This is a genomic window from Methanohalophilus halophilus, assembly GCF_001889405.1.
GTDB classification, from domain to species: Archaea; Halobacteriota; Methanosarcinia; order Methanosarcinales; family Methanosarcinaceae; genus Methanohalophilus; species Methanohalophilus halophilus.
In genome coordinates this window covers 676,922-697,095 of sequence record NZ_CP017921.1, presented here as the reverse complement: position 1 = coordinate 697,095, position 20,174 = coordinate 676,922, and the positions used below count along the sequence as shown (strand labels likewise).

Here is a 20,174-nt window from a genome sequence, read left to right as displayed (position 1 = left end):
TTCACTTTGCCAGGGTATCTACAAGAGTACGCCGGGTGATAAAGCCCGCGAAATCCTCTTCCAGATTGAGTACCGGCACACCACCGATATTGTTCTTGAGCATCATATCAACCACCTCGGCAACCGGTGTGTTGGTGTAGGCGGTTCTGGTACCCATTTTCATTATATCCTCGACAATCAGATTCTTGATCCTGGAATCCTGCTGGTTTCCGGATACAAGTTCCCGGAAGGCTTTCATCGCTCTGGCAATATCCTGTTCGGTAATTATGCCCAGCAGTTCACCGCTATCCATTACAGGGAACCTGCCCATATTGTTCTCGAGTATTATGTGCCTTACATGACTTACCCTGTCGGCCGGATTGACGACTACAGGTTCCTTTATCATCATTTCACCGGCAAAACCATCGAAATACAGGTTTTGAAGGATTTCCTGGGGAGTAACCCAGCCCATTATATCCTCATTATCGGTTACTATCAGAACCCCGCCTTTCTTTTTCATCAGGGTAATGGCATCATCAAGGTCGGTATCTGGCAGAACTTTCACGAAATTATCCGATACAGCAGTGGCCACATGAAGGGAAGAGGCAGGTTTGGCCCCCTTCTTGCGGGTTCCCAGTTCTTTGGTAAGATTTCTCATAGTCAGGACACCTACAAGCTGACCGCTATGAGTAACCAGCAGCCTCCTTGTATCGTTCTTTTCCATTATGTCCAGTGCATGAGAAATAGTGTCTGCTTTATCTACGCTTATTGGTTGTACCATTATGTCCTTTACCTGCATAATAAACATCTCCTGGGAATTTACCTGCTTAAGCAGCCCTTATTATATCGATTCTGCTCAAGATTCCTACTATCTTTCCTTCCTTTTCGACAGGAAGGCCTGTACGATTGTTTTCTACCATTACCTTGGCCGCATCTGAGAGGTTATCTTCGATATTTACAACCCCATCAAGTTCGACCATTATATCCTCTGCTACCAGAGGTACATCTTTTACATACCTGTATGTTTTTTCACCTCCCTGAGTGGGTTTACGTGCCATTTTGATATTCTTTGACTGCATTTTACCTTCATTATCCTCCATGGCACTAAGAGCAATATCCCGGGTGGAGATCATACCGACAGTGTCACCCACATCGTTTATCACTATTACTTTACTGACCCTGTGTTTGTCCATTTCATCTATTACATGGTTGATTGTATGATGGCGGTGCACCTCCACAGCGTCATCGGTAAGCACTTCGGAAATTTTAGTTGTTATGGCTTTATCCGCTACATAACTGACTACATCCCCGATTGTTACGATTCCCTGAAGTTTGTTCTTGAACACCGGCAGGTTGTTGATTTGATTTTCCAGCATCAGGTTAATAGCCTGAGATACGGATGCATCGGGATAAATAGTGATAATCGGTTCAGCAGTCATCACCATTTTTGCCGGGATTTTGTCAATGGGGCGCCGTCTCCACATTGGTTCTGCCTGTGCAAGGCGGCTGCTAATATCACTTTTTGTGATTATTCCCTTTATTTCATCCTCTTCAACAACTATCAAAGTACTGATCTTGTGACGAAACATCAGGTTCCTTGCGTGTGATACAGGTTCCTCTGTTCCAATCACATAGACCGGAGTACTCATTATATCCGATACATTCATTTTCCTATCCTCCGTAAGAAATTTTTATTGTTTATCTGCCAGTGCAAGCAGGATATCCCTTTCTGTCAGGATTCCCTCTAGATTACCATCTTTTATCACAGGAAGGCATCCGATTCCTTTTTCAAGCATAATCTCTGCTGCTTCCCCGAGATCAGCATCAGGTATTGTCCATATAAGCTCATTATGCAAGAGAGAGCTAATCGGGCTGTCGAAAGCCTCGTGGATGTTACCCGTGGTGAGTTTTTCAAAAGCTTCCCCGGTTCCCAGATAACTGAGGATGTCGGAAGATGTAACGACTCCGACAAGTATATTATCCCTGACAATAGGAACCCTTTTGAATTCATTTTCAACCATTGTCCTGGCAACATCCCAGATCGAAGTTGCTGCATCCGCAGTTTTGACATTTCTGGTCTGCCACTTTTCGGCCTTTTTCCCGGTCAGCACTCCTTCTATAAAGGTAAGGAAATCCCTTTCGGTGCAGATTGCTTCCAGATGACCATCATTGTCCACTACAGGGATGCATCCAATATGTTTGTCTATCATCAACTCAAAGGCCTTTTCAATATGTGCATCCTTCCTCAAACTGTGGACGTCATGCTCCATTATGTAGCGCACCTGTGCATTTATAGCTGAAAGCAGGTTACCCTTGAATTTTTTCTCCACGAAAAGGCTTCTTTTTCCTCCACCCAGAAGGTCCATTATATCCACTGAAGTGATTATACCTTCAAGTTTTGATGTACCTGCATTGACAATAGGCATATGCTTGAAATGCATCTTGCTCATTTTTTTAATGATATCTATTATGGGAGTAGTTGGATTTGCGGAAATAACATCTTTTGTTGCAACGGCCAGCATACTTCCCTCATGCTGGGCTATATGAGCCTTGAAGTTGACATTTCCCCTATCCATTGTACTCTCCATACTGTAGGCTTTTGGATCCTTGCTGATATCTGTCCCTCCTGGATTACCGGTGTTTTTTTGTCTGGAACTCATTTTATCCTCTTTTTGAATACGTGTTTTATCCTTTGAATTCACCTATACCACCCGTATAATGTGTTATATCATCTCTACAAAGCCTACTTATTCGGTATAGGCCCTGAGCAGGTCGCTTCTGTCTACAATGCCTACGGGTTTGTCTTCAACAGCCACTGTTAATCTGCCGATATCATAATGCAGGACTTTTTCTGTACATTCTTTCACAGATGTATCCTGTTTGATGCTGTAGGCAGGTGTTGACATTACTTTCTCAACTGGCTGATTGTGTATGCTGCCGTTTTTTTCCCTGACACCGATACGTGCAAACCCCGATTTTATCAGGTCTCTCCTGGTAACCATGCCCATCAGTTTATTTTTCTTTGAGATCACAGGCAGGCCTGTATAATCATTTTCAAGCATAGCAGCCCAGATTTCCCCGATGTTATCTTTCGGTGTGCATGTGGTGACAGGAGACGTCATGATCTCCCTGACAGATTTTGATAAATCCCGACTCACCATTTTGCCAAGAAGATCGGTATTGCTTACAATTCCTGCCAGGTTTTGTTCAATGGTACTTTTAACCACGGGACATCTTTCAAGTTTTGCTTCCAGTAGCAAGGAAGCGGCCTTGTAAATATCAGTCTCAGGTGTTATCTGTGGGACCGGGCTCACAAAACCGGCAACAGTGACATTTGATTTTGTGGATGCCACTTTCAAAATATCCTGATCAGTGATCATTCCCAAAACCTTCCCATTGTCATTCACAACAGGAATTCCCCTTAGGAAATAATCTCTCATCAACTGGCGAGCATGGGTCACAGTGTCACTTTCGTGCAGATACACTGCGTCCTCTGACATAGTTTCATTTATCTGCGTGCAAAATCCCCCTTATTTGCGGCGTTGGTTTGATGGTCTTTTCAGTCGTAGTATCCTTCTTCTTCCTTGCAGTCTTCACAGAGGGCCAGCCCATTTACGCTTGTGAGTTCATCCACATACGAACCACAACGCTGGCAGATTCCTCTTTCCAGATAGCTCTCTTCAGGAATCCCTGTTTCCCGGTTCATTTCAATGAGGTTCTCTAAAATAGTGTTGAGGCCCGGAGAAATTGTAAGGATGTCCCTATCTGTAATAATACCAACAATATCTTCCCCCTTATTGACTGCAAGCCTACGTATATTCGATTTTACCATCAGCCTGGATGCTTCTATAACGTTAGTAGAAGCTTCTACCATTATAATTGGAGATGACATGATTTCTGTTGCCGGGACAGAGCTGGGTGTTAGGTCCTGCTTTACCACCTTGCCAACAATATCACGCTCTGTGATTATGCCAATAGGTTTATTTTCCCTGCTTATTATGATGCTGCCGGTACCTTTTGCCATCATTTCCCTGGCAACCTCAAAAATGTTGCAGGTAGCATCTAAGCTCACAATATTGTGGGACATAAGATCCCCAACAGGTATTTGACTCTCGATTCCCCCATAAGCCGAGTCTTTGCTGTTATGCTCCTGCACGATCATTGGATCACACTCCTATATAGAATATTTCTGTTTATGCCTTATATAGATGTTCATTTTGCATTCGATAGAAATTTTCCGGGAAAATGATGAGGGTATTGATTATAAAAATAAGCATGCCTGAAGGAGAATGTTACCAAATATTATTTATAGGGCTTTAATGCAGGAAAAATCATTTTGTAGAAGGAATATCCAGGATGAATTTTGCTCCATGTGGTGTATTATCCTTTACTGCAATGTGGCCTCCATACCTTTCTATAACCTTTTTTGAGATATACAGGCCCAATCCAGAATTGCTATATCCGCCCTCAGTAAATCCTTCCTTAAAAATTTTTGTCTTAATTTTATCGGGGATCCCTGTGCCATTATCCTCTATGGAAATATGACAATACTTCCCGGAAGGTTCCATTTTTATCTTCATTTTATTGGCTTTACCATGAGCAATTGCATTTTTTATTATATTTTCAAAAACAGAGGATAACGCATTATCTGCCAGAACCTTGCATCTGCCATCAATGGAAATATCCATCTCAATATCTGTACCTGCAATTTTTTCTATAATTTCCTTCACTTCATAACAGTCAAGGTTTTTCCCGGTGCTGATAATGTTTTCAAGTCCTTTCATGTCATTGATTTTTTCAAAACTGCGGTCAACAGCTTTTTTGGAAATTTGGATGTATTTTGGATTAGGCCTGGTTTCATTCATCTCCAGGGACATTTTAATGGCACCCAGATTATTAGCCAGGTCATGACGCAAAATCTTGTTAATTACTTTCAACATATCATTTGCATCGGCAAGTAAATTATGTGACGTTACCAACTCATCCTGCCTGGCAATATTCTCCAGTATTAGTGTAAGCACGCTGCGAATGCTCAATGTTAAATTCAAGAATTCATGTAAACGATTCTGATAAGTTATATTTTCAAGAACAAATATCCCTTCATCACCGTCCTGTAAAGTTAACTTGAAACAGAAACTCTTTTTCGATGGGGCTATTTTGTAATATTCATTGCTCTTAAGAAAAGCTATAACTTCCTTTCTCTGGAAATCAGTAAGATGCATGCAACTTTGTGCCTTTGTGTTATGTGCCTCAAAATAACATAGGTTTTCGGGCAGGCACATCATTGCAAAGAATTCTTTTGTATGATTTATAATGTCCTCTTTGCGATCATATGAGGAGAGAGTATAGATTGAGTCCATTGCTATCAAGTAAGAGGACATTTGCTCGTTTAGGTTGCGATTTTTTGCTTCCTTTTGCTCAAGCATTAATTCCATAAGTTTTGCATTAAGAATATACGGATAAGCGGATTTATTGCTGTCCTGGCATTCTTCAGCCTTTATGTGGTATATTTCATTATCACATATGTCCAGTACCTAGGGTAAAGGTCCTTCATTGGCAGATGTGATTATATACAGAGTACCATGGCTTTTTAGCATTTCTTGCTGTGATGCAGGGTCCAGGTTCCCGAAATCCTGTATATTGAGTATGGATGCGTCTTTTAACATCTCTTTATTGGAAGTGAGTCCTGCACCATAGGAATAGAGGTCATTTGAAAGCAATAGTATAGGGTTTTTCGATTCCATAATGATCTGTTATTTTTGCTTAAGCATCAGGGTTGATGTGAGGAGCAGATCGATATCATCTTAATTGAGTTTCTCAATGAGGTCCATGTTATCATATTCTTTAATCGAATGTCCCGTTGATCGCAGCATTGAAGTAACAACCTTTTTACCCAGCATGTGATAATCGCCAAGTGTAGTTATGGCTATTTTGGGGTGATCAATTCTTTCAGGACTTTCGGCAGGTAAAATTTCGTCCATAAGTTGTTCTGCAATTCTGCCTGCCATATAATTCTGGGAAAGGGCAATTTCACCTGTATCCCAGGAGGTCCCGATTCTTGTTAGGGCAGGAGACACAATTTCATCGATTACCTGAAAAGTATTATTTTCTGACAGGGCGCCTTCAAGTATCTGTTCAGCATGCACGCGATCAAATTCAAGTAATGCATTTTCAAAATCAAGAGCTTTATCTTTGTTTAAACGATCCATTATAAATGCCCTGATATATTATAAGTGGTATTTTATAATGAATGTATTAAAAGTTATCGTTATAAAAATATATGAAAAAAGGCCACGACCTTAAGCCGTGGAAAAATTGGAGGACAAAATTCAGTTTTTCAGTCAACTATTACTTTACTCCGTCCCCCGGCGTTGAGTTCCACTTCTTCATTGAAACCGGATTTAGCAAAAGCGTCGATGATCTTGATCGGTGTATCGATATCGACTTTGTCCACGAGTTCAGCCTTTTCATCCCAGAGCGCAATCCTGATCCTGCCCGTTTCATCGGAGACATATATATTGGAAACCTTTCCTTCACTGCCATTGCTGCGGGTAAATTCCTTGAGGTCTCCCATACCGGATACTGCTCCTTTGATTGAGTAGGGCTGGCCGGGGATTATGTCAGCAATTGGAGTATAATCTTCTTTAAACTCCACTTCCCTGTCAGTTTTGCGCAGACTGCTGTGGTTGCCCACCTGTATCTCTACTTCCTGGCTGTAGTTGTTAAGCCGGGCGTAACCATTAATTATTTCCACGGTATCCCCGGTTTCAAGTTTATCTGCAAGTTCAGTACGTCCGTCCCACAGGGTTATCCGGATCTTACCGGTTTCATCCCCGATTGTAATGTTGCGCACCCTACCTTCAGAACCATCACGTTTCTGGAAAGTGCGGACATCCGATACATCCAGGACCATCCCAACAACATTTACATCAGAATCCCCGTCCTTTATGTCCGATATACCGGAGAGGTTAATATTTGCCTTGACATTTTCCTCACTTTCAGAAATGCCTCCTCCTCTCCCGATATTAACTTCAATTCCTGAATAACCTTCTTTGGCGTAACCACTGATATTGTAACTCTTACCAGTACTGATATCCCCGGTTTTTAAAAGGTCTGCAAGGTCATCCCAGAGAGTTACCCTGATCGAACCTGTTTCATCCGCCACTATAATATTTCCAACCCTGCCGGTGGTGCCATCGTCACGGCTGAATTCCTTTGGTTCAAAAACAGAAACAGCTTTTCCTGTGAAACTCACGTTGGATGATGACTCATTTATATCCGCAATCTTAATCGTTTCAACGCCCGCATCCGTAGCACCGAGGTTATGTGCTACCAGCAGGGCGGCTGTCTGGACATCACAGAGGTTATGCATCTCCTCTATTTTCTCTTCTACCTTTGCTTCAAATTCTTCCCTGGAAATTATGCCTTCCAGTTTTTCATATACTGTATCGATATCGTCCATCAGCACACCTGCAATTTTAAATAAACAATGATTGGTTTAGTCTTCATTGCAGGGCGAATGTGATAAACCTAACGAAACCTGTCATTCCGATAATATAATTAACCATAAGTTCCATCCCTCTCCTGATATCATGATCCGAAAGTGTGAAGAACACGGCTATTTCCGTGGTGAGGAATGCCCCCGGTGCGGGGAAAGAGGTAAATTTATGCTCGATGATGAGCATGAGATGAGGCTGGGACGTTTCGTTTCCGGTGTCCTCAGGCATTTTCCGGATGATGTAGGGCTGGATATGGATGCCCAGGGTTGGATCGAGCTTGATGCTTTTTGTGAGGCAATGAAAAAACGGTATAAGTGGGCAGGCAAGATGCGTCTGGTGTCCCTTGTGGAATCTGATCCCAAACAGAGATATGAAATTGATGACTCTTTTATACGTGCCCGCTATGGCCATTCTATAGATGTGGATCTTGATTATCCCCTGTATGATTCTGATGTACTCTATTATGGGGTCAGTCAGGAAGAGGTTGATATGCTTCTGGAAAACGGTATCAAACCTTACAGGCAGACCTATATTCATCTGAGTAATACCAGCCAGCGTGCAAGACAGGCGGCTTCGGTGCATACCGATAATCCGGTGATACTTGAGATAGATGCAGAAAGTGCTGCAAAAGATGGATATGAGTTCCTCTGTGCCAACGACGAGATAGTACTCAGCAAAGAAATTTTACCCGAATACATAAAAATTGCAGGCGAATAAGTAATCCCTGTTATATGGGAAAAGATTAGCAGCAGACCCCCATGTTTCCACTGGAGATACATACACTCTTTTCTTTTAGTCTGCTCTTTTTGTTCTTTGGTAAGTACCATAAAGTTCTTAAAGGACAAAATCCAACTAGAATTGGTCATTAAAAATATATGATCATTATTAAGATAATCAAATTTCATTAGGTGTTATGATCTAATGAATAATCAGCCAATGCAGATAAATTTGGATCATTACAATTGGCTGCCAACATGGGTGGCCAGTGATCAATAAAACGGAAGCATTATCAGATTTCATCACTCATAGAAGCATATATTTCCGAAAGGTCGGTTATATAACATTGGATAGTTTAGGTAAGATCCAATCACACAAGCAAAATTGAACTTAAACAAGTTAGTTCACAGTTTTATGTGTTCATTCGGACTGTTGGTACAACATTTGTCCGTGGGGGACAAAAGCATAGAGCCGGCAATATCCGGGCTTGATGTGGTGACTTCTGGAAATATTGATTCTGTTTTACTTTGTTCTGATCGCGATTTTACTGCATTCTCTAAGAATAAGGAGTGAATCAACAATGCAAAGTACTGATACAACAAAGTATATCATTCATTCAAAAATCAATGCTGACGGGGTGATAGAACGCCCTGATATTGTAGGAGCTATCTTCGGGCAGACCGAAGGTTTGCTGGGGTCTGATCTTGATCTGCGTGATCTCCAGAAGACCGGCAGGATAGGCAGGATCGAGGTCGTTGTAAGCACCAAGGGTGGAAAGACCAAGGGCAACATACACATTCCTTCCAGTCTGGACAGGATCGAGACATCAATCCTCGCAGCATCCCTGGAAACCATTGACAGGGTGGGTCCCTGTTCTGCGAATATCGAAGTTAGCAATATAGAGGATGTGCGTGCGACCAAACGCAAACACATAGTTGAAAGGGCCAAGTTCATTCTCACAGGTATGTTCGATGCCAACCTGCCAGAATCCCAGGAAATCGCTGACGAAGTACGTCAATCCGTACGTGTCGAAGAGATGCAGTTCTTTGGCAAGAATAAGAATATCCCCTGCGGTCCCAATGTAGTTGATTCCGATGCCATTGTAGTGGTAGAAGGACGTGCTGATGTCCTGAACCTGCTGCGCTATGGTATTAAGAATGCTATCTGTGTGGGTGGTACCAATGTTCCTCCCGAGGTCGCAGAACTTACCCGGAAAAAGACCGTAACCGCATTTACCGATGGTGACAGAGGAGGCAAGCTCATTATCAAGGAACTGCTGCAGGTAGCAGATATCGATTATGTGGCACGTGCCCCGGATGGTAAAACGGTTGAGGACCTTGTACAGCGGGAAATCATACGTGCTCTTCGCCAGAAAGTACCGGTAGAACAGGCCATGGAAGCCTATTCTATCGATATACCTGCTGAAAAAGCCAAACCACCCAGCTCTTCAGGTCCTAAAAAAGGTGGCCGTATCGCCAGGGTTCCAAAACGTGAGAAAAGGGTCAAACCCGATCGTGCCAGGAATCCCGCTGCCAAAATTAAAAAGATTTCCGAGCCACCTATCAAAAAAGAAAAACCTAAACCTTCCAGGACAAAACCTACGCCATCGCAACATCCCGTTCTGAAACGTTTAAGTCCTCATTCGGAATCTCTTGCAGGTACCCTGGGAGCACGCCTGCTTGACCAGGATGATAAAGTTGTCAATGAAACACCTGTACGTGATCTTGTGAATACGTTGAAAAATTCAGAAGAGAATGTGAAAAGTGTGGTATTTGATGGTGTTGTTACCCAGCGTATACTGGACATAGCATCCAACAAAGGGATCGATACCCTGATAGGCGTGAAAAAAGGCAATATCACCAAAAGTCCTGCAAACGTAAAAGTTTACACGTCTGCCTGATACTTATCCCGTAAATTATATCAATATTTCATACCTCTCCTTTGCAGGAGGAAATATCGTGCAGAGGAGAGGCCTGCTTTTTTTGTTATTGATTTTTGCACTGTTTACCTCAGGATGTTCTGAGATAGGGGATACGGTGAATGATGTTAATGAAACCGTGACTCAGGGCAAGGAAGATGTAGATTACCTGAAATGGATGAAGGGTTCGATCGATATAATCCATTCCGATTATGCCGATATCAAACAGGCTCTTGAAGCTCGGGACATGGTGGCACTGGAAAGAGCTGCTGGAAACCTTACCGCTAACTGCAGGGAATCCAAAGAAACAATGCAATCTTTCAGTCCATCTCCAGGCCTGCAACCTGTGACTGACAGGTACAGTCAAATTCTCAATCAATCCTGCAGTCTGGGCATTTTTCTGGAGGATAATGCAGCCACTCTTAATTTTTCAAATGAAACAACCCTGCAGAGAGTTGAGAAAAATATGGGTCTTGTAAATAATTCGTTAATTCTCAATAATTGAAAGTCAATCGCTGATTGTAATATGCAACAGTTGCCATCTTTGGACATTCAAAAACATAACGAAAAATAAGAAACTATATATATTATAGATTATTTGTGAGGACTAGTTGAGGAATACTGCGAAAATACCCCCAAACTCCCCCAATTGAGTATTGCAGTACTGATCCTCCAAAACTCATCCCCCCATCATCGAGTATTCCTCAACAACCCCCTCTCCTTTTTTGTCTTTTTCAAATCACAGCATGGCTATTGGAACATACCTAATTCAAAAACGATTTGAAGAAAAAAGAGAGGCAGGATTTGCCTTCTCGTGTATTTCAGGAAAGGATTACTTCCAGCTGTTCCTGCTCTGCTGCAAGCTTGACTTCCTGGGAAATACGTTTGCCTGTGGATAATCCTTCCTCTATGAAATCAGAGTAGGGGGAACCATTGGTGTATATATTGGTCCCTGCTACGATCCTGGCTGAAATCTCGAAGACCTTGATCTCAAGCTGGTCTGTAAAAACCGTTTCCAGGCAGAAGGATCCTATCATGCCGCCAAACAGTTTGAGGGATTCCTCTACAACCTGTTCCCCGAGGGAAAATATCTTGGGCATCAGGGATTCCCTGGCTACCAGGGGAACGTTGCCGGTAACAACATAGGTAGGCTGTACGTTTGCCTCCTCGAGTTCTTTAGGAGAACCAAGACGGAATATCTCATCGGCATTGGATTCGACACGCCTGTCCATACTCAGCATTTCAAGCGTTCCGTTACTGAGCCTGTATCCTTCTTGCCTGAGCGGTGAATAGAAGAAGTGCAGGTAATAACGCGTCCCTACAATGAATTCCTGGACGGTGTACTTCTCACTTTCATCTATATTTTCCAGAAATTCCTCATAGTTCTTGGCAATGAAGAAACCGCGTCCTCCTTTGGCACCATGATATTTCACCATAACAGGGCCGTGGATATCCTCGGGTTCTACAAGCCGGGGCATGTGAATTCCTGCTCCCTCCAGCCATTCCCGCTCTTTTGTGCGGTCTGATTCCCAATTGAGTACAGCACGGTTACCAAAGGTGGGTACTTCAAGATCAAGGAATTTATCTGCACCCATGTATTCCACAAAGGAACCATGAGGTATTATTATGGCGTTTTTCTGTCTTAAAAGGGGGGCGATATCAGGGATATTCTTGTAACTGTCAACAGATATGAACTCGTCAGGTTTGGCCAGAGGATAAGCATTATAAAAGCGCGGAGGTTCACCTATGCAAATTCCGATTGTTTTTAACCCCTCTTTCCTGGCTCCATGGAATATCTGGAGGCTAGAATGAGAACATACCGTTGCAATCGCCAGGTCATCGGTATTGTAGTCTTTCAGGATGTCGGAGATTTGCTTTTTCGTGATCATGATATCGCCTTAAAAGTTACATTACATTGTCGGAAGTGATATTTAAATTTAAGGATATACTACGAAGCGTTCCGCACATTACACTAAATTTATTAGTTTATTGATTGATACTCCTTTGTATGGAAAACGATGACAATACGGAAAAAGTATTGGTTTTACCTTTAAATGAAGATTCACGTAAAATCACCCAGACCCTTTCCAGTGAGAAATCCCTGAAGATTCTGGAATTGCTCGCAAGACAGCCCATGTCTGCAACTTCGATAGCCGAAGAGCTTGATATGCCCCTTACCACTATCAAGTACAATCTGGATGGCTTGCTGGAAAGCGAACTCATACAGGTAAAGGAGACCAAATGGAGTCGCAAGGGCAGGGAGATCAAGATATATGAACCCATGCAGAAAATGATCGTGGTAGTTCCGGGTAGCAGCAAAACCGATCGCTCCAGTATCCTCGGCATGCTGCGCAAATATGTGGCAATGGCAGGAGCAGCTCTCTTTGCAGCATTGGGTATTGAATATCTCAGGGAGTTTGAACCTCTGGGACAGACCATGCCACCGGTTGGACCTGCGGTGATGTCTGAGATGCCGCCAGACAATACCAGCAATGATACGGCCCTTTTTGCTGCCAAAGCCCCTGCAAACGCAACCACAGAAGCTGCCAGGGCAGCCGGTGAATCTGCAGGTGCAGGAGATGCCAGCAGTCTAATATCTGCGGATATCCTCTCTCATATAGGTGTATGGTTCTTCTTAGGATGCCTGTTTATAATAGCAGTACTTGCGTTGTGGGAAATGTATAATAGGAAAAAGGTATAATTGGGCACAAGTGATCCTGTATGAGAGTTGCTCTCAAAATCGCTTATATTGGCTCTTCATATCGTGGTTCTCAGGTGCAGCCCGGAGTCTCCACCGTGGAAGGGAAACTTTTAGAGGCCCTGCAGTCCCTTGAGATTATCGAGGATCCTTCCTCTGCCAGGTTTGTAAGTGCCGGGCGTACGGATACCGGAGTACATGCCATGGGACAGGTGGTGGCTTTTGATACCGATAAACCCAAGCTGGCCATTCCCAGAGTGATCAATTCCAAATTACCCGGGGATATATGGGCGTGGTCCCGTGCTGAAGTTGACAGTGATTTTCATCCCAGAAGGTATGCCAGAAATCGTACCTATCGCTATATAACACCTTCAATGGGTGCCGATATTTCAAAAATAAGAGCCGCTTGCAGCATCCTTGAAGGAAGTCATGATTTTGCTAATTTTTGTTTCAGGGATAACGGACGCAGTACCATTCGCAGAATCGAGAAGATTGATGTGAGACTTGCCGGCAACCTGCTCAGGATCGATATCACGGCCAACAGTTTCCTGTGGAAAATGATTCGCAAGATTGTAACTGTCCTGTTGCTTGTGGGCAGTGGTGCCAGGGATCTGGAATGGCTGGAAAACATGCTGGACCCTGCTTCCTATGAAGAGGGTATCAAACCTGCAAAACCCTATGGGCTTATCCTGACAGATGTGAATTATGGAGATTCGGTCCAATGGTTTGATGACGGTTACTCCATGCGTCGTTCCCGTGAACGAATAGAGGATTATCTTGTTTATCACCAGGTGTTAGCCGAGGTAATGGACCAGTTTTTGCCTAAAGAAAAAAAGGCTGAATGATGCAGTTACATATCCGGGATGCTGTAATAGATTATGATATAGTTCACCGTCCAGTCAAATACGCAAGGCTGGAGTTTAAGGACGGAATGTTGCGGGTGATCGTTCCCAAAGGATATGGCAACGCTGCAGGCTTTATCGAGCAAAATACAGACTGGATTTATAACAAACATCTGCATTTGCAGCGAATTATTGCTCTAGCCGGCGAAAAGAGATTAGAAAGAAGACGCGCAGATCCTCATTTTTATAGTTTGGTGGAAAGCATTGTACAAAGGCTGCAAAGTGAATTGGAAGTGGAAGTCAGGGATTTAACTTTCAGGAAAATGAAGAGGAAATGGGCCAGCTGCAGCAGTCACAAAAAACTTGTTTTCAACCGGCATATGAGGTATCTGCCGCATAATCTGATAGAATATATTGTGTATCACGAGCTTTTGCACCTTATCGAATTCAGGCATAATAAAAAATTCTGGAACCTGGTAGAAGCCAGATATCCGCAACGGCAAAAGTATGATCTGGAACTTGCAGCATACTGGCATCTTATTAAAAAGGCATTTTACTGATTATTTTTTTGCAAAATTGTAATATTGCGGGTCAGGCTTCTGTGTATTCTCTGGCTGTATTGTTTCAATATGGTAAATCCTGCATCCAGTGAGATCCTCTTAATATCCATCTCTGATACGATCACTGCTTTACTGCCCGGTTTGAGAACCCTGTACATTTCTCCGAAAGATTCCTCGTATAAATGCCGGATGGATTCTGCCTTGATCATGGCTGACCTGCCATAAGGAGGATCGGTGATCACTGAACCAATACAGCTGTTTTTGAGGGGTAATTTACAGGCGTCACCCTGCAACAGGTTATAATTCCCTCCGAAATATTCCAGGTTCAATTTTGCTCCCTGTATGATCTCATTGCGTGCTTCTAGGCCGATTATCTTTGACCCCAGCATGGCCGCTTCCACAAGTATGCCGCCAGTACCACAAAACGGATCCAGCAGTCTGGTATCTTTGTTTACCCCTGCAAGATTTACCAGAGCCCGGGCTGTGATGGGCATGAGTACCCCGGGATAGAAAAAGGGTTTCTTGTGGGGTGCACGTGCATGGAAAGCCTTGCGGTCTATGGATGCAATGACAGAACCACACACGCATTTTTCGGTCAGTATGAGCCGCAGGGTAATATTGGGTTGGTTGAGATTGGCCCTGTAACCTTTCCTGAAAACAGCTCCACCTACCTTCTGTTCCAGATAGGAGCCTTCCACGGTAGTATGGTGATTGACCTTCCGGGCCCGCACTACAAATGTTTGGCCCGCAGAAAGATGGGTTTTTATGTCGCAGTTTTCTGCACTGGAAATAATGGTTTCGGGTTCATTATTGCAGATGAAAGCAACGCGCAGGATATGATGGCACATGGCCAGTTTTCCGGCGATTTTTTTCAACCTAATTTCAGCATCCTGCTCTTCAAGTTCCACCACAAGGCAATGGTCATAATGCTGCGTGTATACCGGCTTGAGGCCATCGGTAACCAGACAGGTCAGAGCCTCGTCTGCAGCGATTTCTTCATGATCCCCGGATAATTCAAAAGCGTAGCGCATATCAGAACATCTTTTCAAGAACCTGTCTGCCGGTCATACCTTCCTCAATTCCGACATCGAGGGCTTTTTTGCTCACGGATTTTACGGGGGCCTGCAGTACATCCTCAAAACTGTCCACACCGCTTACCACAGCAGCCACATCCTCCAGTTTGTCTGCAGTTTCCATATTGAGGTAACCACACATCACATAACCCATATCGGCTTTGATCAGGAGCAAGGAAGCGTTTTCCAGTTCCCATTTGAGGCCCTGTGCCGTACCATTTTCCAGTTTGATCTGTTCTATTATCATTTTGCTCACCCGGTTAGATTGATGTTGGATTCATTGACTTCAATTTTGTCTAAAGCATGTCCTGATATACTAAAGTAGAAGAAAAGGAAAGAAGGTATTTAGAAGCTCTGCTTCACAATTTATTAATTAATTTGACAAAAAACATCTATTATTGCAATAATGTAGAAACTTTATGTACATGAGTATTGTTTCTTGTCTTTATATATAGGTTCAAAACCCCTCTTAGAGGGGGGATTTGATACATCGTAGACAAAATGTACATTGTGTCATTTTGTCAGATGCCAACGTAAATCCACTTAAATAAAACAAAGGGGGACTATATATTAAAGAATTAAAATTAGCTATAGCTTTTGCTATGTTGTTAGCTTTGCTGGTTTCCATACCTACCGGTATGGCTGCAACTGAAGAAGAGATAAATGAATCCATTACTGCGGGAGTGGCATGGCTTGCAGAGCAACAGAATCCTGACGGTTCATGGGGTATAGATGAAAAGGTTGCACATACCGGTTTTGCAGTTTTGAAACTTACCGATAGGGCAAAGGAACTGGGGTATGAGGGTCCGTTTGATCCCGACTATGAATATTCAGATAATGTTACTTCAGGTGTGGCTTATATGGAAAGCCAGATGCAGATTGTTGACATAACTGGGGACCCGGCAGATAAGAATGAGAACAATGAATCAATTAAGGTTTCAAATTCTTGGGGATTCCATCAATCATATAATACAGCCATTGCCCTGATGGCATTTGCCAATCTTCATAATTCCACCTATGAGGAAAAAGTTCAGGATATGACCGACTGGTTCATATTTACTCAGAATCCTGATGGTGGCTGGAGATATACTGGTGTTCAGGAGCCAAGTGACAACTCCAATACAGGATACGTGGTACTTGGTCTGGCTTACGCAGAAGATGCGGGTGCTGATGTGGGTGATGTCAGGGTTGGATTGAATGATTGGATAAACACAATTCAGGATCCGGTCAATGGTGATGCTGATGATGGAGGTTCTTGGTATACAGCAAGCTGGCAGTGGGTCAATTCTCTCAAGACAGGCAACCTGATTTTTGAAATGGGTTTTGTAGGTGATGATACAGATACTCAGAGAATGCAGGATGCTATCGACTACCTTGAACGTCACTGGAACGATGTTGGAATAGGTAATATAAATGATGTGGGATGGAAACCTAATCACTATCAGGCAATGTATGCAATCATGAAAGGCTTGGAATACAACGGAATCGAAACCCTGGAAGTGGATGGTTCTGAGGTTGACTGGTTTGATAATTTCTCGGATGTCATTGTGGATACACAAAATCCAGATGGATCCTGGCCTTCAGATCCTTGGGATTACGAAAGTAAACCTATTCTTTCAACAGAGTGGGCCCTTCTGACACTGGAAAAAACCACACCTGTAAAGGTAATCGATGTCAGCCTTGATGTCAAACCATCCTCGTGCCCCAATCCGATCAATGTGGACAGCAAGGGGGTACTTCCAATTGCCATTGCTGGAAGTGAGGATTTCGATGTGACACAAATCGATCCTGCTACTGTAGAACTTGGTATAATCGATGAAGACGGTAATTTGGTAGGTGTTTCACCTCTGCGCTGGAGTTATGAGGATGTAACCTGTCCCTACTTCTCTGAGGATGATGACCCATGCTGCATCGAGAATCAGCCGGATGGTATTACTGATCTCTCCATGAAGTTCAAGACCCAGGAATTAGTTGAAATTGCCGGTCTTGAAGACTATGCAGGTGAGACTATTAATCTTACTGTGACCGGAATGACTGTTGATGGTCTGCCGATCATGGGTCAGGATTGTGTACGTATACAGGAAGCAATAAAGAAAGGCAAAAATAAGTGAATTTGAAAATGGCGGCATGATATGATTCATGCCTCTTTTAAATTTTTGTACATATCATTCAAGATAAAGGGAAAAATATGATGTATTCCCGATAGTACCCTTCACAAAAGTGGTATTTTCTCCTTCTGAAACAGTAATATTCTCCATTCCTGCTGTAGAATTAATATTCACAGTTCCAGGAAGTTCAATGACCACTTCAGACTGATTCTGTCCCCTGAAGGTAAAGTTTGTGCCGGAATTGAGAACTGGAGCATCAATAATGTAGTGAACACTGTAACTGTTGTCTATCCTGTCTGTCTTGTTGATGTCACCCAGGGTTTCAAAATCCAGCTGTGCTGCGATATCGGTTACCTGGATATTTTCAGAGGAACCATTGATCTGTACATCCATGTCCTCTTCCAGTTCTCCTTTAAGGTAACTGCGCACTCTGACATCCATTTTCAATATTTCCCAGGCATTGACAAGTCCACTGTCGTCTCCCAGTTGCGAATCGATGTAATCTCTGTAAGAAACGGCGGAGGAATTTGTGTAGCTTTCGTTGTAATTCCATTCCATGCTGTTGTTTTTGAGTATTATGTGGTTGTTCCAGGTCATCTGGCCGGATGCGGGCATAATCAGGATAAATAGTATAAGCAGGACAAGTATTGCAACCACATGTTTACGCAAGTCCGACACCTCAAAGAGTAGTGATCTCACATCCGTCCTCAGTTACAATCAGGGTGTGCTCGGCCTGGGATACCATTCCTCCACCCACTTCTTTCAGTACGGGGAAGGAAGTGATGATTTCAGCCTTTTCAAGTTGCATCAGGGCAAGGTCGATTTTGGGAGAGCTCAGCCATCTTTTGGCAAAGGGAAGGGTGCTATACTCTTTCAGTTCCTTGAGAAGTTTGCGGGCTGCAGGCATACGTATCGGCTTTTTCTGTATAAACTGGTAGATTTCCGTGAAATTACCGTCTGAGATCTTACCCGCACCATCTGTAGCAAAGGGCTCGATGGCTATTATGTCGCCTGCCTGAAGTTCCATTCCCTGTCCGATATGGCGGTTGGGAATGCTTGGCGGAGTATGTGCCTGATAACGTGCAAGACCGTGGCCCGTGAGGTTTGTAACCGGTTTGAATCCTTTTTCACGGATTGTATCCTCGATAACCGCTCCAATCTCTGCAGTATTCACACCGCCTTTGACAGTATCTATGGCTGCATCCAGTGCCTGTCTGGAAGCATCTACCAGGTCCTTATTTCCTGAAAGGTCAACTGTCAGGGCGGCATCGGCAATATAGCCATCCACATGTACTCCCATATCCAGTTTGACTATATCCCTGCCAAAAACTTGTGTATCTCCTGCCATCGGAGTTGCATGGGCGGCTTCGTCATTACGTGAGAGATTGCAGGGGAAAGCGGGTTTGCCTCCAAGCTCCATTGTACGTTGTTCCACAAACTCGGCTACATCCAGCATCTTTGCCCCTACCTTGATTTTATCCGCGGCTTCCCCACGTACCTGTGAGAGAATCTTACCGGCGGTTAGATACTTATCGAGAATATCCTCGACTTCCTGAACTTTATCCTGCATGCTCATCACCTGTTATGAGTTTGGAGATTAATGTTATACTACAAATTCCTTTTCAAAAGTGTTCAGGTTCTCATAACCATGTTCTGTTATCAGGATCAGGTCTTCCAGGCGTATCCCGCCGATATGTGGGTAGTAGAGCCCCGGTTCAATGGTAATGATATTGCCCGGCTGCAGGGGTATTTCTCTTAAACCGATTGAGGGTGCTTCATGCACTTCCAGTCCGACACCGTGACCTGTGGAGTGGATGTATCCTTCTCCTTTTTCGGCATCTGTGGAATATCCCCATTCTTCGAACACATCACAGACCGCCTGATGCACATCACTTGCAGAAACTCCGGGTTTAAGCATTCCCAGAGCTTTTTCCTGGGCTGCAAGCACGGCATCGTACATCTGCTGTAATTGTTCTGTAGGTTCTCCTCTGATAACGGTACGTGTCATGTCGCCGCAGTAGTGATGTAATTTATGCTGCGGGAAGATGTCGATCACAATGGGCTCGTTTGCCAGCAGCTGTCCCTCGCCATGCCAGTGAGGATCGGCTGCCCCTTTGCCACAGGCTACAATGGTTCCATGGGCTCGACAATCATGATCAAGCAGGGAATGTTCAATAATCCTGCGTACCCTGGACGCTGTCAGGGGTTGACCATCAAGGAAGAGTTTATTGTCATCGATCTCGGCAGTTTTGATGGCTTCAATGGCTGCCTGCATTGCCTCTTCGTTGGCCTGCTGGACCTGCCTGATAAGATTGACCTCTCCCTTTTCCTTGACCTCACGCAGTTTGCTTAAAGGACTCTGGATTGGATTGACGGTAAAGCCCATTTCTTTAAGCACCTGGGCTGTATAAACGGGGAAATCCCGGGGTACTGCTACATGCCTGACTCCTTCCTTTTGCAGTAACTGCCCGATACATTCTCCGTACGCCCTGCCCGGGTCGGCTGTTTCCTTGATGCGCTTTTTATAATCGCACAAACTCAAAGGTACGATCTCTTCGATCCTGCTTTCCTTTTGAGCCCTCCCCTTTTCCATATCCGATATCAGCAACATGTCCCTGGCGTTGCGGGTCTGGATGTAACAGAAAGGGTCCCCCGCAAGGAATTTCGTGGCAAAATACATATCGGCATTGGAAGAATCGGCAACAATGAGGTAGGCTTCACACCGGTTCTTTGCAAGGGCTGCAGTAACGTCCGGAAAATTGTTTGTCTGCTTCATGTAG

The 20,174-nt window shown here is 43.7% G+C and carries 22 protein-coding genes; 7 read left to right on the top strand and 15 right to left on the bottom strand.

Annotation, left to right across the window (positions count from 1 at the left end):
* Nucleotide 1 precedes the first annotated feature (1 nt).
* The 9 genes from BHR79_RS03460 to BHR79_RS03420 form a co-directional block, all read right to left on the bottom strand.
* Entirely contained in the window at nt 2-778 is a 777-nt protein-coding gene (locus BHR79_RS03460; RefSeq protein WP_200796357.1) for a CBS domain-containing protein, read from the bottom strand.
* 28 nt (nt 779-806) lie between these two features.
* Nucleotides 807-1,646 carry a CBS domain-containing protein gene (locus BHR79_RS03455; RefSeq protein WP_072561078.1) on the bottom strand — a complete coding sequence of 280 codons (840 nt, stop codon included), beginning with the start codon at nt 1,644-1,646 and terminating at the stop codon, nt 807-809.
* A 24-nt stretch (nt 1,647-1,670) separates the two neighbouring features.
* Nucleotides 1,671-2,681 (bottom strand): CBS domain-containing protein, encoded by a 1,011-nt coding sequence (locus BHR79_RS03450; protein WP_234970381.1) that lies wholly within the window; start codon nt 2,679-2,681, stop codon nt 1,671-1,673.
* A gap of 45 nt (nt 2,682-2,726) precedes the next feature.
* Nucleotides 2,727-3,479: a CBS domain-containing protein gene (locus BHR79_RS03445; RefSeq protein ID WP_072561076.1), complete on the bottom strand. Its 753-nt coding sequence runs from the start codon at nt 3,477-3,479 to the stop codon at nt 2,727-2,729.
* A gap of 59 nt (nt 3,480-3,538) precedes the next feature.
* Entirely contained in the window at nt 3,539-4,141 is a 603-nt protein-coding gene (locus BHR79_RS03440; RefSeq protein ID WP_072561075.1) for a CBS domain-containing protein, read from the bottom strand.
* A gap of 169 nt (nt 4,142-4,310) precedes the next feature.
* A complete protein-coding gene (locus BHR79_RS03435; RefSeq protein ID WP_083433019.1) occupies nt 4,311-5,414 on the bottom strand; it encodes a sensor histidine kinase in 1,104 nt (367 codons plus the stop codon).
* A 99-nt stretch (nt 5,415-5,513) separates the two neighbouring features.
* The gene (locus BHR79_RS03430) at nt 5,514-5,723 is read right to left on the bottom strand and encodes a hypothetical protein (RefSeq protein ID WP_072561073.1); all 210 of its coding nucleotides are present in this window, start codon (nt 5,721-5,723) and stop codon (nt 5,514-5,516) included.
* 60 nt (nt 5,724-5,783) lie between these two features.
* Nucleotides 5,784-6,188, bottom strand: coding sequence for a cobalamin B12-binding domain-containing protein (locus BHR79_RS03425; protein ID WP_072561072.1), 405 nt, complete (start codon nt 6,186-6,188; stop codon nt 5,784-5,786).
* A gap of 128 nt (nt 6,189-6,316) precedes the next feature.
* Nucleotides 6,317-7,441 carry an OB-fold nucleic acid binding domain-containing protein gene (locus BHR79_RS03420; RefSeq protein ID WP_072561071.1) on the bottom strand — a complete coding sequence of 375 codons (1,125 nt, stop codon included), beginning with the start codon at nt 7,439-7,441 and terminating at the stop codon, nt 6,317-6,319.
* Between the two features lie 130 nt (nt 7,442-7,571).
* Between BHR79_RS03420 and BHR79_RS03415 the strand changes: the two genes are divergently transcribed.
* The 3 genes from BHR79_RS03415 (at nt 7,572) to BHR79_RS03405 (ending at nt 10,618) form a co-directional block, all read left to right on the top strand.
* Nucleotides 7,572-8,195 (top strand): RNA 2'-phosphotransferase, encoded by a 624-nt coding sequence (locus tag BHR79_RS03415; protein ID WP_072562281.1) that lies wholly within the window; start codon nt 7,572-7,574, stop codon nt 8,193-8,195.
* A gap of 580 nt (nt 8,196-8,775) precedes the next feature.
* Nucleotides 8,776-10,095 carry a DNA primase DnaG gene (gene dnaG, locus BHR79_RS03410; protein WP_072561070.1) on the top strand — a complete coding sequence of 440 codons (1,320 nt, stop codon included), beginning with the start codon at nt 8,776-8,778 and terminating at the stop codon, nt 10,093-10,095.
* 58 nt (nt 10,096-10,153) lie between these two features.
* Complete coding sequence (locus BHR79_RS03405; RefSeq protein WP_072561069.1) at nt 10,154-10,618, top strand: hypothetical protein; 465 nt, start codon at nt 10,154-10,156, stop codon at nt 10,616-10,618.
* A gap of 316 nt (nt 10,619-10,934) precedes the next feature.
* Here BHR79_RS03405 and BHR79_RS03400 read toward each other — a convergent pair whose 3' ends face one another.
* The gene (locus BHR79_RS03400) at nt 10,935-12,002 is read right to left on the bottom strand and encodes a formate--phosphoribosylaminoimidazolecarboxamide ligase (RefSeq protein ID WP_072561068.1); all 1,068 of its coding nucleotides are present in this window, start codon (nt 12,000-12,002) and stop codon (nt 10,935-10,937) included.
* A 119-nt stretch (nt 12,003-12,121) separates the two neighbouring features.
* On the opposite strand from BHR79_RS03400, the gene BHR79_RS03395 reads away from it, so the two are divergent.
* Genes BHR79_RS03395 through BHR79_RS03385 form a run of 3 tightly spaced genes read left to right on the top strand, consistent with a single transcriptional unit; the run spans nt 12,122 to nt 14,213 of the window.
* Nucleotides 12,122-12,814, top strand: a complete 693-nt coding sequence (locus tag BHR79_RS03395; protein ID WP_072561067.1) for an ArsR/SmtB family transcription factor — start codon at nt 12,122-12,124, stop codon at nt 12,812-12,814.
* Between the two features lie 20 nt (nt 12,815-12,834).
* Nucleotides 12,835-13,656, top strand: coding sequence for a tRNA pseudouridine(38-40) synthase TruA (truA, locus tag BHR79_RS03390; RefSeq protein WP_072561066.1), 822 nt, complete (start codon nt 12,835-12,837; stop codon nt 13,654-13,656).
* Entirely contained in the window at nt 13,653-14,213 is a 561-nt protein-coding gene (locus tag BHR79_RS03385; protein WP_072561065.1) for a M48 metallopeptidase family protein, read from the top strand. Before truA ends, BHR79_RS03385 begins: the two co-directional genes overlap by 4 nt.
* On the opposite strand, the gene BHR79_RS03380 is transcribed toward BHR79_RS03385, so the two are convergent.
* Nucleotides 14,207-15,244, bottom strand: coding sequence for a TRM11 family SAM-dependent methyltransferase (locus BHR79_RS03380; protein WP_072561064.1), 1,038 nt, complete (start codon nt 15,242-15,244; stop codon nt 14,207-14,209). The genes BHR79_RS03385 and BHR79_RS03380 overlap by 7 nt on opposite strands.
* 1 nt (nt 15,245) lies before the next feature.
* Entirely contained in the window at nt 15,246-15,533 is a 288-nt protein-coding gene (locus BHR79_RS03375) for a YunC family protein (RefSeq protein ID WP_072561063.1), read from the bottom strand.
* A 355-nt stretch (nt 15,534-15,888) separates the two neighbouring features.
* Here BHR79_RS03375 and BHR79_RS03370 point away from each other — a divergent pair, with 355 nt between their 5' ends.
* The gene (locus BHR79_RS03370; protein ID WP_083433018.1) at nt 15,889-17,397 is read left to right on the top strand and encodes a prenyltransferase/squalene oxidase repeat-containing protein; all 1,509 of its coding nucleotides are present in this window, start codon (nt 15,889-15,891) and stop codon (nt 17,395-17,397) included.
* Nucleotides 17,398-17,451: 54 nt separating this feature from the next.
* Here the strand turns inward: BHR79_RS03370 and BHR79_RS03365 are convergent, their stop codons facing one another.
* From BHR79_RS03365 to BHR79_RS03355, 3 genes are read right to left on the bottom strand one after another with little or no spacing between them, the layout of a single operon-like run.
* Nucleotides 17,452-18,093: a hypothetical protein gene (locus BHR79_RS03365; protein WP_143743544.1), complete on the bottom strand. Its 642-nt coding sequence runs from the start codon at nt 18,091-18,093 to the stop codon at nt 17,452-17,454.
* Nucleotides 18,074-18,964, bottom strand: a complete 891-nt coding sequence (gene map / locus BHR79_RS03360; RefSeq protein ID WP_072561060.1) for a type II methionyl aminopeptidase — start codon at nt 18,962-18,964, stop codon at nt 18,074-18,076. The genes BHR79_RS03365 and map overlap by 20 nt, the downstream gene beginning before the upstream one ends.
* A gap of 33 nt (nt 18,965-18,997) precedes the next feature.
* Nucleotides 18,998-20,170, bottom strand: a complete 1,173-nt coding sequence (locus tag BHR79_RS03355; protein WP_072561059.1) for a M24 family metallopeptidase — start codon at nt 20,168-20,170, stop codon at nt 18,998-19,000.
* Nucleotides 20,171-20,174: the final 4 nt, after the last annotated feature.

Bases quoted from the DNA above. Each gene is read 5' to 3' on its own strand.
- BHR79_RS03460 (WP_200796357.1), bottom strand. From the start codon at position 778: ATGCAGGTAAAGGACATAATGGTACAACCAATAAGCGTAGATAAAGCA.
- BHR79_RS03455 (WP_072561078.1), bottom strand. From the start codon at position 1,646: ATGAATGTATCGGATATAATGAGTACTCCGGTCTATGTGATTGGAACA.
- BHR79_RS03445 (WP_072561076.1), bottom strand. From the start codon at position 3,479: ATGTCAGAGGACGCAGTGTATCTGCACGAAAGTGACACTGTGACCCAT.
- BHR79_RS03440 (WP_072561075.1), bottom strand. From the start codon at position 4,141: ATGATCGTGCAGGAGCATAACAGCAAAGACTCGGCTTATGGGGGAATC.
- BHR79_RS03435 (WP_083433019.1), bottom strand. From the start codon at position 5,414: ATGGAATTAATGCTTGAGCAAAAGGAAGCAAAAAATCGCAACCTAAAC.
- BHR79_RS03430 (WP_072561073.1), bottom strand. From the start codon at position 5,723: ATGGAATCGAAAAACCCTATACTATTGCTTTCAAATGACCTCTATTCC.
- BHR79_RS03425 (WP_072561072.1), bottom strand. From the start codon at position 6,188: ATGGATCGTTTAAACAAAGATAAAGCTCTTGATTTTGAAAATGCATTA.
- BHR79_RS03420 (WP_072561071.1), bottom strand. From the start codon at position 7,441: ATGGACGATATCGATACAGTATATGAAAAACTGGAAGGCATAATTTCC.
- BHR79_RS03415 (WP_072562281.1), top strand. From the start codon at position 7,572: ATGATCCGAAAGTGTGAAGAACACGGCTATTTCCGTGGTGAGGAATGC.
- dnaG (WP_072561070.1), top strand. From the start codon at position 8,776: ATGCAAAGTACTGATACAACAAAGTATATCATTCATTCAAAAATCAAT.
- BHR79_RS03400 (WP_072561068.1), bottom strand. From the start codon at position 12,002: ATGATCACGAAAAAGCAAATCTCCGACATCCTGAAAGACTACAATACC.
- BHR79_RS03395 (WP_072561067.1), top strand. From the start codon at position 12,122: ATGGAAAACGATGACAATACGGAAAAAGTATTGGTTTTACCTTTAAAT.
- truA (WP_072561066.1), top strand. From the start codon at position 12,835: ATGAGAGTTGCTCTCAAAATCGCTTATATTGGCTCTTCATATCGTGGT.
- BHR79_RS03385 (WP_072561065.1), top strand. From the start codon at position 13,653: ATGATGCAGTTACATATCCGGGATGCTGTAATAGATTATGATATAGTT.
- BHR79_RS03380 (WP_072561064.1), bottom strand. From the start codon at position 15,244: ATGCGCTACGCTTTTGAATTATCCGGGGATCATGAAGAAATCGCTGCA.
- BHR79_RS03375 (WP_072561063.1), bottom strand. From the start codon at position 15,533: ATGATAATAGAACAGATCAAACTGGAAAATGGTACGGCACAGGGCCTC.
- BHR79_RS03370 (WP_083433018.1), top strand. From the start codon at position 15,889: ATGTTGTTAGCTTTGCTGGTTTCCATACCTACCGGTATGGCTGCAACT.
- map (WP_072561060.1), bottom strand. From the start codon at position 18,964: ATGCAGGATAAAGTTCAGGAAGTCGAGGATATTCTCGATAAGTATCTA.
- BHR79_RS03355 (WP_072561059.1), bottom strand. From the start codon at position 20,170: ATGAAGCAGACAAACAATTTTCCGGACGTTACTGCAGCCCTTGCAAAG.